13 protein-coding genes and 1 pseudogene are annotated in these 14,919 nt (G+C 60.7%); 2 read left to right on the forward strand and 12 right to left on the reverse strand.

Annotated elements, in window-relative coordinates:
- Window positions 1–6: 6 nt before the first annotated feature.
- The 8 genes from GTP58_RS10640 to GTP58_RS10675 form a co-directional block, all read right to left on the reverse strand.
- Window positions 7–909: an alginate lyase family protein gene (locus GTP58_RS10640; RefSeq protein WP_161077504.1), complete on the reverse strand. Its 903-nt coding sequence runs from the start codon at window positions 907–909 to the stop codon at window positions 7–9.
- Window positions 910–998: 89 nt separating this feature from the next.
- Window positions 999–1,355 (reverse strand): ribosome hibernation-promoting factor, HPF/YfiA family, encoded by a 357-nt coding sequence (gene hpf / locus GTP58_RS10645; RefSeq protein WP_072786882.1) that lies wholly within the window; start codon window positions 1,353–1,355, stop codon window positions 999–1,001.
- Window positions 1,356–1,431: 76 nt separating this feature from the next.
- On the reverse strand, window positions 1,432–2,904 hold the full coding sequence (locus GTP58_RS10650; RefSeq protein ID WP_161077505.1) for an RNA polymerase factor sigma-54: 1,473 nt from the start codon (window positions 2,902–2,904) through the stop codon (window positions 1,432–1,434).
- A 6-nt stretch (window positions 2,905–2,910) separates the two neighbouring features.
- Window positions 2,911–3,663 carry an LPS export ABC transporter ATP-binding protein gene (gene lptB, locus GTP58_RS10655; RefSeq protein ID WP_072786880.1) on the reverse strand — a complete coding sequence of 251 codons (753 nt, stop codon included), beginning with the start codon at window positions 3,661–3,663 and terminating at the stop codon, window positions 2,911–2,913.
- A gap of 1 nt (window position 3,664) precedes the next feature.
- A complete protein-coding gene (lptA, locus tag GTP58_RS10660) occupies window positions 3,665–4,261 on the reverse strand; it encodes a lipopolysaccharide transport periplasmic protein LptA (RefSeq protein ID WP_161078114.1) in 597 nt (198 codons plus the stop codon).
- A 17-nt stretch (window positions 4,262–4,278) separates the two neighbouring features.
- A complete protein-coding gene (gene lptC / locus GTP58_RS10665; protein ID WP_072786879.1) occupies window positions 4,279–4,872 on the reverse strand; it encodes an LPS export ABC transporter periplasmic protein LptC in 594 nt (197 codons plus the stop codon).
- 12 nt (window positions 4,873–4,884) lie between these two features.
- Window positions 4,885–5,415, reverse strand: a complete 531-nt coding sequence (locus GTP58_RS10670) for an HAD family hydrolase (RefSeq protein ID WP_072786878.1) — start codon at window positions 5,413–5,415, stop codon at window positions 4,885–4,887.
- A complete protein-coding gene (locus tag GTP58_RS10675) occupies window positions 5,415–6,404 on the reverse strand; it encodes an SIS domain-containing protein (RefSeq protein WP_161077506.1) in 990 nt (329 codons plus the stop codon). Before GTP58_RS10675 ends, GTP58_RS10670 begins: the two co-directional genes overlap by 1 nt.
- A gap of 148 nt (window positions 6,405–6,552) precedes the next feature.
- On the opposite strand from GTP58_RS10675, the gene GTP58_RS10680 reads away from it, so the two are divergent.
- Window positions 6,553–8,535 (forward strand): monovalent cation:proton antiporter family protein, encoded by a 1,983-nt coding sequence (locus tag GTP58_RS10680; protein ID WP_161077507.1) that lies wholly within the window; start codon window positions 6,553–6,555, stop codon window positions 8,533–8,535.
- On the opposite strand, the gene GTP58_RS10685 is transcribed toward GTP58_RS10680, so the two are convergent.
- From GTP58_RS10685 to GTP58_RS10695, 3 genes are all read right to left on the reverse strand, one after another.
- Complete coding sequence (locus tag GTP58_RS10685; RefSeq protein WP_161077508.1) at window positions 8,532–9,701, reverse strand: diguanylate cyclase; 1,170 nt, start codon at window positions 9,699–9,701, stop codon at window positions 8,532–8,534. The two genes, GTP58_RS10680 and GTP58_RS10685, sit on opposite strands and share 4 nt — an antisense overlap.
- A gap of 74 nt (window positions 9,702–9,775) precedes the next feature.
- Window positions 9,776–10,627 carry an MOSC domain-containing protein gene (locus GTP58_RS10690; RefSeq protein WP_161077509.1) on the reverse strand — a complete coding sequence of 284 codons (852 nt, stop codon included), beginning with the start codon at window positions 10,625–10,627 and terminating at the stop codon, window positions 9,776–9,778.
- A 3-nt stretch (window positions 10,628–10,630) separates the two neighbouring features.
- Window positions 10,631–12,085 carry an NYN domain-containing protein gene (locus tag GTP58_RS10695; RefSeq protein ID WP_161077510.1) on the reverse strand — a complete coding sequence of 485 codons (1,455 nt, stop codon included), beginning with the start codon at window positions 12,083–12,085 and terminating at the stop codon, window positions 10,631–10,633.
- A gap of 396 nt (window positions 12,086–12,481) precedes the next feature.
- On the opposite strand from GTP58_RS10695, the gene GTP58_RS10700 reads away from it, so the two are divergent.
- The gene (locus GTP58_RS10700) at window positions 12,482–13,444 is read left to right on the forward strand and encodes an Abi family protein (RefSeq protein ID WP_161077511.1); all 963 of its coding nucleotides are present in this window, start codon (window positions 12,482–12,484) and stop codon (window positions 13,442–13,444) included.
- A gap of 197 nt (window positions 13,445–13,641) precedes the next feature.
- On the opposite strand, the pseudogene GTP58_RS10705 reads toward GTP58_RS10700, so the two are convergent.
- Window positions 13,642–14,849 (reverse strand): annotated as a pseudogene (locus tag GTP58_RS10705) (ISL3 family transposase).
- Window positions 14,850–14,919 lie beyond the last annotated feature (70 nt).

The raw sequence follows: 14,919 nt of genomic DNA on the forward strand, positions 1-14,919 counted from the left end.
AATATTCTACTGCAGATGCTCCAGCGGGTTCGGCACTTCCAGCGCCCCGCCCAGACGCGGCTGCCACAGCGCCTTGCCGGCCGGCGGCGGCGGCTTGCCTTCGTGGCGGTTGTAGACAATCGTCACCTCGCGGCTGCCCACCGGTTCCTGTTCCACGCCAGTGCGCCTGACGATGCCGGACGGATCGGCCGAGCTGGCGACGGTGAACGCCACCAGCGTGTCCAGCCGCGCATCGTGCAGATCCAGTATCGAGGCGATCATCACCAGCGGCGTCGCGGCATACACCTGATAGTGCAGCGCCTTGCCCGCGCGTTCCATTTCCGCAGGCAGCGCACCGTCGGCCGCCATCTGGCCCATCGCATGCTCGAATACCTTGCGGCCCCAGTCCAGATAGCGCGCATCGCCGGTCACGCCGCCCACCGCTGTCACGGCCAGGCCTTCCCAGTAGTAGTGGTTGTTGCGGCCGCCCTTCTTGGCGTCCGCATGCACCATGGTGGCATCGGCCAGCGCCTTGAACCAGCTTTCGATGGCCGCACGCTGCGCCGGCGTTGCCTGCTGCCGGATGCGCGCGTAGTTCAGCGCCAAGCCGCCCAAGGTCCACTTGCGCACGTAATAGGCCTGTTCGCTCGACATCTTGCCCAGCATGGCTTGCTGCCCGGCCCAGCTGTTCAACCAGGTGAGCGCGCACGCAGCATCCCCCTGATTGGCGTCGCGCGCCACCTGCGACAGGAAGTCCTCGACCGGTTTGGTGTTGGCGATATTCCTGGCCCGCAGCACCGGATCGATGACGGAGTGATGCTGGTCCGAGTAATAGCTGTTGGCGTCGATGTCGCTGCGCGCGGGCGGCGGCGCATCGCAGGCATGGCTGGCCGGCGCGGCAAGCGCCAGTGCAATCAGCAGATATTTCATGGTTCTCCAGGAGAGTTAAACGTTTAACTATTCTACTGCAAAAAAGGGCGTCCTTGAGCGCCCTTTGTTTGATGTGCTGTGACCGCTAATCAGGCGGAGGCAGCGGGTTCGTAGCTGTCGGGGATATGCTTGATGGCATCGTGCCCGTGCGATTGAACTTTGGATTTGTACTTCATGACCTGCCGGTCAAGCTTGTCGATCAGGGTATCGATGGCGGCGTACAGGTCTTGCGACAGGCTTTCCACGTAGACGGTCTTGCCGGACATACGCAGGTTGATTTCAGCCTTCTGGCGTTTCTCTTTCTCTTTAAGGTTATCTACGGTCAGGATGACAGCAATATCAATCACTTGATCAAAGTGGCGGGTGACCCGTTCCAGTTTATTCTGCACGTACTCGCGAATAGCTGCGGTCACTTCGAGATGATGTCCACTGATGGTGAGATTCATACACACTCCTAAAGATAAGTCGCTTCTAACGGTTAGTGCGATACCCCTTGCTGCCGGGCGCGCAGGAACCAAGTAACTACAAAGACTTGCGGAGACTGACTGGTGGGATTTTGAGGGCTTCGCGATATTTGGCAACGGTCCGTCGCGCAATCACCATACCCTGTTCTCCCAGCATGTCCGCAATCTTACTATCGGATAAAGGATTTTTCGGGTCTTCTGCTCCTGTGAGTTGCACGATCAATGCACGTATCGCCGTCGAACTTGCTTCCCCGCCAGCTTCGGTGGCGACATGGCTACCAAAGAAATATTTCAGCTCAAACATGCCGTGCGGGGTCAGCATATATTTTTGAGTTGTTACCCGAGAAATAGTACTCTCGTGTAAACCCAGTGTATCAGCTATTTCGCGAAGCACAAGGGGGCGCATGGCAACCGCACCATGCGAGAAAAAGTTCTTTTGTCTTTCTACTATCGCCTGGGCGACACGCAGGATGGTGTCGAAGCGCTGACGCATATTCTTGATCAGCCACTTGGCCTCTTGCAGCTGCGCGCCCATCGCACTTTCGCCCTTGCCCTGCTTGAGCAGGTTGGCATACATCTGGTTCACGCGCAGGCGCGGCATGACGTCGTTATTGAGGCTGACCTGCCAGCCATTTCGCGCTTTTTTAACGATCACATCGGGCACCACGTAGTCCGATACATCCGATGCAAACGCGGCGCCCGGATGCGGGTTGCACTGGCGGATCACGGCCTGCGCTTCACGCAGGTCTTCGTCATCGCACAGCAGCGCTTTTTTCAGTTTGTTGAAGTCGCGCTGCGCAAACCACGTGAGGTGTTTTTCCACGATGGCCAGGGCCATACGCCTAGTCACCAACGGTACGCCGGGCAGGCGTTTGATTTGCAGGGCCAGGCATTCGGATGCATTGCGTGCGCCCACGCCCATCGGATCAAAGCTTTGCAGCAGGCTTAGTGCTGTCTGCAGTTCTTCGATTTCCACTGCCAGTTCTTCGGGCAGGCGCGCGTGGATGTCGTCCAGCGATTCTTCCAGATAGCCGTTCTCGTCGAGCGCATCGATGATGAGTTCCACCAGCGCGCGGTCGCGCATTTCCAGCACCGTCACGCGCATCTGTTCCATCAGATGTTCGCGCAGCGTGCAGTGGTGCGCTTCCAGCTGCGGACGCGATTCCTCGTCATCGGTATTTTTGCTGCGGCCGGAATCGCCCCAGTCCATATCGGCATCGGGCGTGGTGCTTTCGGTATCGGCGGCAGGTGCTTCGTAGCTGTCGGCTTCGGCCGCCGGTGCATCGCCTGGCGGACCTTCGGCCGGCGCTTCCGATGCCGGCGCCTGCTGGCTGATGGCGCCATCGGCCAGCAGGCGCAGCGAGTGGTCGAGCGGATCGTCGAGGCGCTCCAGCAGCGGGTTATCGGTCAGCAGCTGTTCGAGTTCCTGGTGCAGCTCCAGCGTCGACAATTGCAGCAGCCGGATCGACTGCTGCAACTGGGGCGTCAGCGCGAGATGCTGCGACGTGCGCAGTTGCAAAGACTGTTTCATGAAGGCTTACATACGGAAATGTTCACCCAGGTAGACACGCCGCACCGACTCGTTGGCGATGATGTCGTCCGGACGGCCAGATGCCAGCACCGTACCCTGGTTGATAATGTAAGCGCGGTCGCAGATGCCCAGCGTCTCGCGCACATTGTGATCGGTAATGAGGACGCCGATGCCGCGCTCCTTGAGGAAGCGCACGATGCGCTGAATCTCAATCACGGCAATCGGGTCGACCCCGGCGAATGGTTCGTCGAGCAGCACGAAGCGCGGATTGGTCGCCAGTGCGCGCGCGATCTCCACCCGGCGACGCTCGCCACCGGAGAGCGACAGCGCCTGGTTCTCGCGCAGCTTTTCGATTTGCAAATCGGCCAGCAGGGTATTGAGCCGTTCATCAATGTCAGCCTTGGATAAAGGCTTGCCGTCGACCTTTTGAATTTCGAGGACGGCGCGGATATTTTCTTCCACCGTCAGCTTGCGGAACACCGACGCTTCCTGCGGCAGGTAGGACAAGCCCAGCGAAGCGCGGCGGTGGATCGGCAGCGAGGAAATGTCGGTGCCGCTGATATCGATGGTGCCAGCGTCCGATGGCACCAAGCCAACGATCATGTAGAACGAGGTGGTCTTGCCGGCGCCGTTCGGCCCCAGCAACCCCACCACTTCGCCGCATTCGACTTGCAGCGAGACGTCATGCACCACCTGGCGCTTGCCGTAAGTCTTTTGCAGTCCTTTGACGATCAGGGTGCTGCCGCAGGATGCTTCCATCTTATTTCCCCGGCGCAGGCTGGTTGGCCGGCGTGGCAGGTGCGGCCGGTGCTGTTGCAGGCACGGCCAGCTTGCTCGATGGCTGGATCACCATGGTGCTGCGGCCGCCGCCCGGTTTGCTGTCGCCGCTCGGCGAGTTCTTGACCGCGAAGAATTCCTTGCGGCTGTCGTAGGAAATGAATTCGCCATCGACCTGGCTGGCATTCTTGCTGCCTTCCAGTTTCTTGATCTGCGCTTTCGAGAACAGCTTGACCAGTTCGGTCTTGCCGTCGTACTCAATGCGGTCAGCCTGGCCTTCGACCCACTGGTCGCCGGCGCCGTCAAGCTTCTGGCGGAAGGTCGCCTGCACGCCACCGCCACTGTTCAGCACGACGTACTGGTAGCCTTCCGGATCTTCCGTCACCACCGCTTTGGGCGACTTCATCAGCAGCGTACCGCGCGTCAGCACCACGTTGCCAGTGAAGGTCTTGATCTGCTTGACGTCATCGGCGTCCAGCTGGTCAAAGGTGATCTGGGTTGGCTTGCTGGAATCGGCCTTCTCGGCCTGTGCGGCAAAGGCCGCCAGCAGCAGCGCAGCCGACAGCATCAGTTTGCTCATCTTCATGTATCGTTCCTTTAATGTGCCGCGCGTGGCGGCATCGTAATCGTTCCGCGGCCGCCCAGCGTAATCTGGCGGGTCGCGTTGTTGGCGGTCATGCCGGTGCCGGTCGCGGTCGAGTGGCCCGACAGCATATCAACTTTGGCGTCGGTTTCCATGCGCTCTTCATCCGGGTACACCGTTAGCGTGCTGGTCTGCAGGCGCAGTTCCTGGGTGAGCTTGGTGGCAGGCCGGACCACGTCCACATTACCACTGAGCTTGACGCGCGTATTGCCCTGATCGACATAGGCGGTCTGCGCCCGCATATTCATGGGCGGCTGCTCGCCGGACAGGCTGTGCACGTACGGCTTGTCGATCACCGAGGTGTCGCCGACCGGGCGATGGGTCAGCTTGTCGCCGGAAATGATGTAGGCCGGCTGGCCCGCCTTGTTCATGCGTACCATGCTGAAGCGGTCAATGATGTAGTCCGGCTCTTCGCGGAACTTGTCGATTTCCGCTTCCTGCCCGGCCTGGTTGACCACCTGCACCAGCCAGAAGCTGCCGAGCGCGACAAACAGGCCGATCATCATGATCAGCGTCAGCTGCCAGCGGTGTGCTGTTCTTTTACGCATGACTTGTCCTTGTTAAACCAGGAATTGTGCCATCACGCGCTCGTAGCTGCCTTGCGCGTGCATCAGCAGTTCGCACACTTCGCGCACGGCGCCACGGCCGCCCTGGGCCACGGTGACGTGATGCGCGCGCTCCAGCACTTCCTTGCGGCCGTTGGGTACCGCCACGGCAAAGCCCACGCGTTTCAGGATCGGCAAGTCCACCACATCATCGCCGATGAAGCCGACCTGTTCCGCCGTGAGGCCGGTCTTTTCCAGCAGCGCGTTAAACGGCGTCAGCTTGTCGTGGCCACCCTGGTGCAGATGGCCGATGCCGAGGTCCGCAGCACGCTTGATCACCTGCGGCGACTTGCGCGCGCTGATGATGGCGGTGTCGATGCCGGCTTCCTGGATCAGCTTGATGCCGAGGCCATCCTGCACATTAAACGTCTTCAAGGCTTCGCCGTCGGCGCCGTAGTGCAGGCTGCCGTCGGTCAGCACGCCATCGACGTCAAAGATCATCAGCTTGACGCGCGCGGCGCGTTCTACATAAGTCAGCTCGGTCATCAGATCACCTTGGCGCGGGTCAGGTCGTGGATGTGCAGTGCACCGACCAGCTTGCCATCAGCATCGGTCACCAGCATCTGGTTGATGCGGTACTGCTCCATCACGGCCACCGCATCGACCGCCATTTTCTCCGGCGAGATGGTGCGCGGGTTGGCGTGCATCACATCACCGATCACCACCTTGGTGAAGTCCTGGACTTTTTCAATCATGCGGCGCAGGTCGCCGTCGGTGAACACGCCGACCGGCTTGCCATCGGCATCGACGATGGCCGTCATGCCCATGCCCTTCTGGGTGATTTCCAGCAGCGCATCGGTCAGCTTGACGTCGGCCGTCACGCTCGGCACTGCATCGCCGCTGCGCATCACATCGCGCACATGGGTCAGCAGGCGGCGACCCAGCGCACCGCCCGGATGCGAGCGGGCAAAATCCTCTTCCTTGAAGCCGCGCAGGTCCAGCAGCGCCACGGCCAGCGCGTCGCCCAGCGCCAGCGTGACGGTGGTCGAGGTGGTTGGCGCCAGGTTCATCGGGCAGGCTTCCTTGGCCACGGCCACGTTGAGGTGGACGTCGGCGATGGTAGCCAGGCTGGAGCCCGGCTTGCCGGTCATCGAGATCACCTTGCTGCCCATGCGTTTTACTACCGGCAGGATGGTCATGAGTTCCGAGCTTTCGCCGGAGTAGGAAATGGCAATAAATGCATCATCGGCCGTGACCATGCCGAGGTCGCCATGCGCCGCTTCGGCCGGGTGCACGAACAGCGCCGGCGTGCCGGTCGAGGCCAGCGTCGCAGCGATCTTGCGGCCGATATGGCCCGATTTGCCGATGCCGGACACCACCACGCGGCCCTTGCAGTTCAGCAGCAGGGAGATGGCCTGCACCACGCTGTCGTCGTTTTCCAGACGCGCGTTCAGGGCGTTGATGGCATCCGCTTCGTTTTGCAGCGTGTCTCGGGCAAGACGCAGTGCCGTTTTTGCATCAAAAGCTTTCAGCATTGTTTTTTCATGGGTTACACTCATGCCCAAGTATAGCCGAATTGAGAAAGCAAAAAACTTGCCAGTCATAACATAACGCGCCTAGCGTGCCAAAATCGTGCCGGTCACGGCCCACAAACAACGATCTTTTTTTACTGGCGATGTTGAAATGACGTTTTCACCTCTGGAATTAACCCTGTTGTTACTGGGCAGCGCCGTGCTGGGCGTGGTCGCCTTCCGCATGATGCACCTGCCGCCCATGCTCGGCTACCTGGCCGTCGGCATCCTGATCGGCCCCCACGCGCTGGGCCTGGCCGAACAAAGCGAAACCACCGACGGCCTGGCCGAATTCGGCGTGGTATTCCTGATGTTCTCGATCGGCCTGGAGTTCTCGCTGGCCAAGCTCAAGGCCATGCGCACGATTGTGTTCGGCCTCGGGCTGGCGCAGGTGGTGTTCACCATCATCGCCACCATGCTGTTTGGCTGGGCCATCGCCACCCAGCTGCCCGCTGCCCTGCACATCAGCTGGCAAGCCTCGTTTGCGCTGGGCGGCGCACTGGCCATGTCGTCCACCGCGATTGTGGTCAAGATGCTCACCGAACGGCTGGAACTCGAAAGCGAGCACGGCCGCAAAATCATCGGCATCCTGCTGTTCCAGGATCTGGCCGTGGTGCCGCTGCTGATCCTGATTCCCTCGCTGGGCGAGCGTCCGGACGCGCTGGTCGAAACGCTGGCCTGGGCCGGCGTCAAAGCCATCATCGTGCTGGCCCTGCTACTGTTCTTTGGCCAGAAGATGATGCGCAGCTGGTTCACCATCGTGGTCAAGCGCCGCTCGCAGGAACTGTTCATGCTGAACCTGCTGCTGGTGACGCTGGGCGCGGCCTGGATCACCGAGCGCGCCGGCCTGTCGCTGGCACTGGGCGCGTTTGTGGCCGGCATGCTGATTTCCGAAACCGAATACAAGCACCAGGTGGAAGAAGACATCAAGCCATTCCGCGATGTGCTGCTGGGGCTGTTCTTCATCACCATCGGCATGCTGCTCAACGTCAAGCTGGTGATGGCCAACTGGTGGCTGGTGCTGGTGCTGCTGGCCGGCCCGGTGCTGCTGAAGTTTGCGCTGATTGCCGGCCTGTCCAAGCTGTTTGGCGCCTCCGATGGCGTCTCCATGCGTACCGGCCTGGCGCTGGCGCAGGCGGGCGAGTTCGGCTTCGTGCTGCTGAATCTGGCGGCGGGGCACAATCTGATGGATTCGCAGGTGGTGCAGGTAGTGCTGGCGTCGATGGTACTGTCGATGCTGCTGGCGCCGTTCATCATCGCCCAGTCCGACAAGATCGTGATGAAATTCTCCAGCAACGAGTGGATGATGCAGTCGCTGCAGCTGACCAAGATTGCCAGCCGCACCATGTCCACCAACAAGCACGTGATCGTGTGCGGTTTCGGCCGCAGCGGCCAGAGCCTGGCAACCCTGCTGACCGAAGAAAAAATCGACTACCACGCGCTCGACCTCGATCCCGAACGCGTGCAGGAAGCGCAGACCGCCGGCGCCCAAGTGTCCTATGGCGATGCCGCGCGCCGTGAAAGCCTGGTCGCGGCCGGTATCTACCGCGCCAGCGCCATCGTCATCACCTATGCCGACACGCGCTCGGCGCTCAAGGTGCTGCATCTGGTGCACGAGCTGACGCCGTCGCTGCCAGTCATCGTGCGCTCACATGACGACACCGACCTCGACCTTCTGAAACAGGCTGGCGCCGCCGAAGTGGTGCCGGAACTCATGGAAGGCAGCCTGATGCTGGCCTCGCACGCCCTGGTGATGCTGGGCGTGCCATTGCGCCGCGTAGTGCACCGCGTGCAGGTGGCGCGTGAGGAGCGCTATGCCTCGCTGCGCGGCTACTTCCATGGCATGAGCGATGTGGATGAAGAGGCCGACATGGAACGCCTGCATTCAGTCACGCTGAATGGCAACGCGCCGTGCGTGGGACGGTCGCTGGGTTCGCTGGATGTGCATGCATCGGGCGCGGAAGTGGCCAGCATCCGGCGCGGCAAGAGCGGCGTGGAAGTCACGCCGGATACGACCTTGCAGGCCGGCGACGTCGTGGTGCTACGCGGCGGCGCCGACGCCGTCAACCGCGCCGAGCAGCGCCTGACGCGCTAACCAGTTCGGGTGCTGACTACGCGGTTGCGGCCGTTTTCCTTGGCGTCGTACAGCAACTCGTCGGCGCGGGCGATCAGGTCACGCGCGATGACTTCCGCTTCGCCCTCCGCCGTGCCTACTTCCAGGCAAGCCACGCCAATCGATACCGTCACCGACAATTGCAGCGATGGCGACAGCACAATCATGCTGCCTGCCACGCTGGCGCGGATGCGCTCGGCCACAAAGGCCGCGCTTTCCAGGTTGGCGTCAATCAGCAGCACCACAAACTCTTCGCCGCCGAAACGCGCCAGCGCGTCCGAGGTGCGCAGCTCGTCCTTGATGCGCGCCGCCACTTCGCGCAGCACCTCGTCGCCGCCGCCGTGGCCGACGGTGTCGTTGACGCGCTTGAAGTGGTCGATGTCGATGTACATGAAGGAAATCGGATACTGCTGGCGCCGCGCGCGCGCGATTTCTTCCAGCAGGCGGCGGTCGATGTAGCGGCGGTTGTAGACACCCGTCAGCGAATCCGTGAGCCCGATGTACTTGAGCATCTCGTTACTGATGACGTTTTCCAGGCAGATGGCAATGATGGAGGCCATGTGCTCGATGAAGTCCGTGCCCAGGCTGGGCGTAAAACGGGTGGGGTCGCAGCTGCCCAAGTTGAGGCTGCCGATGATGCGCTTGTTGCGCAGCAGCGGCACCAGCGCCACGCTTTGCAAGCCGCCCGGCGCATTCGGGAACGAGCGCGCGTGGCGCTGCGCGTCGTACATGCCCAGCAGCGACTTGGGCGTGGGCGAGTAGGCGTTGCGGCGGCCCAGGTCAAAGCCCAGTTCGTCCAGCGTCTCGACAAAAATCAGTCCGGGAAAATCTTCAAACACCACATCCAGCTTGCCCATGACGGTGCGGATGTCGGCGTCTTCATCGATCAGCGTCAGCGTCACACTATCGAGTTCGGAAATGACCGGCAGCACGCGGAAGATGGTGCCCACCAGTTCAGGGAAATTGCCAGCGCCGACTATTTCCAGATCGAAAGCCTGATGCCGGGTCATGATGGAATGGTTGCGCTCGGCCTGCTCCAGCAGATAGGCCATCCGCGCGCGCAAAGCCCGGTTCTCGGCCGCCAGATCATGCGCCGCTTCGGCGTGCTCATGCTGAGGCGGTAATTTCCCAGTTGCGGTCTGCGTCATAGTGGCCCTTCACCTGATTTCATGCGTATTCCCACATTACGCCAAGTTGCGCCGCTTGGGAATGCCCAGCTTGCTTAAAAAGCCAGTGTAACCTCGATTTCCTGGCCCACGCGCACGCGCTGGTCTGCACCAGCGGTCAAGATGCTATTCATACCGAAACACAATGCGCCCTCCACTTCCGGCTTGGCGCGGTAGCTTTGCATAATGTCCATCGGGTCCGGCCCGTAAGTACCGGTGGCCTGATCGATCGCTGGCATCGGGCAACGCGGGCATGGCTTGACGGGCTTCAGCACCACTTCGCCGATCTGGAACGATTCGGCGTAATCCTCTTCAAACGCTTCAATGCCGTCGATCACCAGGTTGGGACGGAAACGGTTCATTGGAATCGCCTGACGGCCGGCAGCCAGCAATTTCTGGTTCAGGTCGTCCAGCGATGCGCTGCCGGCCACCAGGACCGGATAGCCGTCCGAAAACATGGTGGTGGCCTGCACGCCATTGGTCCACTTGGTGCTGACCGGACGTTCGGCGTTGGCGTGGAAGCGCGCCAGACGGCACGGCACACCGATAGCCTTGGTGAACCATTCAGCGGTCAGCGCATCGCAGTCATAGGCCAGCACGGTGTCGTCCCAGACCTTGGTGGTCAGCGTGGGCGCCGTTTGCGGATCGGGCAAGCCCAGCGGAATTTCCAGCCGCAGCATGCCCGGCGCCTGCACTTCCAGCGTCGTACCTTTGAGCGCCGGCTTGATCAGCGCCATGCGCGGATGCTCACGCTGGGTCAGGCACATGCCGTTGTAGTCCACCACCATCCATTCCCTATCGTAGATCTGCGCGGTCATGACGCCCAGCGGCGTCAGCGTCGCTTCCTCGAGCGACAGGCCGGCACAGGATTTGATCGGGTACAGCATGATGGCGGACAACGTGGGCATTACTTATTCCTCGGCAGGCGCAACCGCTTTCGGTGGACGTGGCGCACGCGGTGCAGCAGGTTTGCGTGCTGGCTTGTCGGCCGCAGGCTTGGCTTTTGGCTTCGCTTGCGGTTTGTCTTGCGACTTGCCTTTGGCAGCTTTGGCCGGCTTGTCAGCAGCCGGCGCCGCTTCCACGGCAACTGCTACAGCTTCCACTGGTGCCGGTGCTGGGGCGATTGGCTTGACGGCCGGCGCCGGTACAACCGGTTCTGCCGTCGCCGCAGGCGCTTCCTGCTTGCCCTTCTTGGCAGCATCCTTCATCTTGCGTGCTGGCGGTTTGGCGCCATTCTTTTTCCTGGAAGGGGTCGATGCTGCAGCGTCCACTGGCAGTTCAACCGCCGCTTCCGGCACCACAGCAACCGTCTCGACTGGCGCGGCTTCCACTGGCGCAGCCTGGGCTGGAGCACCGTCCACCGGGCCTTGCGCAGCGCGCGGATGCTGCGTCAAACGCTGCGCCTGGCGTTCTGCAAAACGTTCTGCGGCAGTGCGGCCACGATTGCGGCTGCGGCGCGATTCCTGCGAGGCGCCGTCGGCTGGCGTGGCCGATGCGGCCGGTGCGGCGCCATCCGCTGGCGCTGGCGCTTCGCTCGCAGCTTGCGGCACGCCGCTGCCACGGTACACATACGCGCCCGATTTTTCATCACGGCCAAACTCCAGATGGCCGCGTGCCTTGCACTCTTCGATCAGATTGCCGAAGGTGCGGAAACCATAATAGGACTCGCTGAAGTCCGGCTTGCGGCGCTTGATCGCTTCCTTCAGCACCGAGGCCCAGATCTTGCCGCTGTCGCCACGCTCCAGCACCAGCGCCTCGAAAGTATTGACGGCGATTTCCACCGCCTGGTTGCGGCGCTTCTCCATCTCATCGCGGCGTGCGCGCTCTTCCTCCGGCGTCCGCTTGACTTGCGGCTTGTCGTTACTGGTTTCACGGCGCGCACGGCGGCTCTCGCGCACCAGGTCGTCGTAGAAAATGAATTCATCACAGTTGGCCACCAGCAGATCGGAGGTCGACTGCTTGACGCCGACGCCAATCACCTTCTTGGCGTTCTCGCGCAGCTTGGACACCAGCGGCGAAAAATCGGAGTCGCCGGAAATGATGACGAAGGTATCGACGTGGGACTTGGTGTAGCACAGGTCCAGCGCATCGACCACCATGCGGATGTCGGCCGAGTTCTTGCCCGACTGGCGCACGTGTGGAATCTCGATCAGTTCGAAGTTCGCCTCGTGCATCGATGCCTTGAAGGACTTGTAGCGGTCCCAGTCGCAATAAGCTTTCTTGACCACGATGCTGCCCTTGAGCAGCAGGCGCTCGAGCACCGGCTTGATATCGAACTTGTCGTAGTTAGCGTCACGCACGCCGAGCGCCACGTTCTCAAAATCGCAGAACAGCGCCATGCTGACGTTTTCGTTGGAAGAAGCCATGAGGAGTATTTTCTAGAGTAGGGGTAAGGCAGGCAATCCAGCGATTATACCCAACAACCGCCCCGGCACTCTAGCAACCGCATCAGGCGAGTCGCATCCGGAAGCGCAGATGGTCGCCCCAAGCAGTCGTGATGCCTTTCACAGTCGCCCTGCTTCATGCCTCTCAGAAAAAGGCACGTTCAGGTCGATGCGCGGCATGACATTCTCCTGGCAGAGTGTTATAACAATCTCATTTTGGCATAAAAATTAACCATGCAGAGAGCGATGTCTGACTGCGCAAACATGGTTCCGGACGTAACATCGCCACCAATGAATTCAAGACGGCCGCTGTTGACCAGTATTGAAGATTCCCGTGCAGGTTACGGCCAAACTCACTAATGACGGAGACGCCGCAGCGTGAAGCCGCTCAAGCCTTGGCGCTCATTCGCCAACCAATTGCAGCAGTTGCAGGAACGTGGCCTGCAGGTAGACAATCCTGCGGCGGCGCTCGATTATCTGGAGCGCCTGGGCTATTACCGACTGAGTGGCTATTGGTATCCTTTGCGGGCCATAGACGCAGCTGCGTCCCTGGCACACGGCAAGGCCGTACGATTGGATAGCTTTACGCCGGGTAGCCGCTTCGAAGACGTGGCGCGCCTGTATGTATTCGACAAAAAACTTCGCATGCTGGCACTCGATGCGTTAGAACGCATCGAAATGGCGGTGCGGGTGGATTTGGCGCACCTGCTGGGGCAACGCGATCCACGCGCCCACGAAAACCCTGCATGCCTGCATGGGAACTTCGCCAAAAAAGTGATCGCCAGCGGACCGGACTCCGGCAAGACGCAGCATCAGGTCTGGCTGATCAAGTACCAGTCCATGTTGCAGCGGGCTCGCAAGGAGCCGTTAGTCGCACACCATCAACAGCAGTATGGGACCTTGCCGATTTGGGCAGCAATTGAGGTATGGGACTTTGGTTTGCTGTCCAAGCTCTTTGCCGGTATGCAGCACGCCGACCAGCAGGCCATTGCAGCGTCCTATGGGGCGCCTACTGGCCAGGCTTTCGCTCAATGGCTGCGCAGCCTGAACTTTATCCGCAATGTGTCGGCGCACCACAGCCGCCTGTGGAATATCAATGTACTGGAATGCTCGGCTGTGTCTGCGGACTGGCCGAGCCAGCTGAACAGCGCGCGTCCGTTTTTCTATTTTTGTCTGATGCAGCAGCTGCTACGCGTGATTTGCCCAAACACCAGTTGGGGCCAGCGCTTCAAAACTTTACTGATCAATGACTTCCCGGCGGTGACCAACCGGCAAATCTCGTTGCAGGATCTAGGGGCATTTTCCGGCTGGGAAAAATGGACGCTATGGCCACAGCCATGAGGGAGGATTTGAGCGCGCAAATGAAAACCGACGCGTACACAGAGTGCAGAGGCGTCGGCCATATTGCATGCAATGATAGGTCCATCAGAGATGCCGGTCAAGCCACGAGCATTCATGCCCAAGCGAAGCAATCGTACTGAATTAACACTGAGCTAAAGGCTGTGAGCGGGGCACAGATGGCAATGAAAAAAGGTTCTTCACGGATTACCGGGAAACGCGGCTTTGATCTTCAGGAAGAAGAAATCGGAGTCGCGGTAGCCATAGGCCATCCTTTTCATTACCTTAATCCGGTTGTTGATTCCCTCCAGCTGTCCAGTGTGCATCGGCCAGCGCATGCGGGCCAAGATACCCCGCCAGTACAGCGCAAGGCGTTTTGCAAAGCGAACCAGCGGTTCGATAGCGCTGCTTAAAGCCATCGATTGCCAAGTGCGCCAGGCGGCACGCCAGCGCCAAGGATCGGTGGGCTGCCAAAGTTCTTTCAAGCTTGCCTTCATCACGTAGACCGTCATCAGAGCTTGGTTTGCCGCAAGTAGTTCGGCCAGCTTTGGTGCTTGGTCGGCCGGCACGTTGCCCGGATTGCGTAGCAGGAGCCAACGTGCCCGCTTCACATACTGGCGAGCAGTCTTGTCGTCGCGCAGCCGATTGGCTTCATCGACCCGTACCCGGTCGATCACCTCGCGGCCATATTTGGCGATGACGTGAAACAGGTCATAGACGACTTTGGCCCGTCGACAATGATGCTTGACCTCCAAATCGAAGGCCGTATTCATATCCATGGCCACGGCCCGGATGCGCCGGCAACGCTCTGGCCCCAACCAGGCAAAGAAGGGCCGAATCGCCTCCCGGCTGCGCCCTTCGCAGACCCAAATCACGCGCCGGGTGTCCGCGTCCAGGACCACCGTGGCGTAGCGATGCCCCTTGAACAGGGCAAATTCGTCCATGACCAGCCTGGTTGGCTGGGGTGGTGGCAACGCCGCCACCTTGCGCTCCAAGGCTTGGCGGTGAATTTGATGAATCGTGCCCCAGTGAAGGCCGGTCAGTTCGCATACATGCGCAATCGGCAGCTTCTCGCTCCAGTGCGCGACAAACTGCGCCAGGCGGCGCGACACACGGGCATGGCGATCAAGCCAGCTAATCGTCTGGATGCAACAACGGCAGCACAACTCGGACACTTTAGCCGGTGAACCGCCATGCTCAAAAATACGGTCAATCCCCCCATCGGCAGGTCGCGCACTGTCCGCAAGACAGTGTCGTGCACGCCCGGCGCGGGCGTGCCGCAATGGGAACAGATCAGCGGACACCCCGGATCGGCCGCCAAGCGCACATGCAGGCAGTTATCGACAACTTCGACAGAGGACACAATAAAGCCTTCCCAGAACGGGAGGCTAAGAATATGATTTGCCATGAGAGCGGTAGGTTGAGAAATATGTTTGGTCGCACAAACACAATAACTCTTCCTTACTGCTCTCTTGCGT

The sequence above is a fragment of the Duganella sp. CY15W genome (assembly GCF_009857555.1).
Lineage (GTDB): Bacteria > Pseudomonadota > Gammaproteobacteria > Burkholderiales > Burkholderiaceae_D > Rugamonas > Rugamonas sacchari.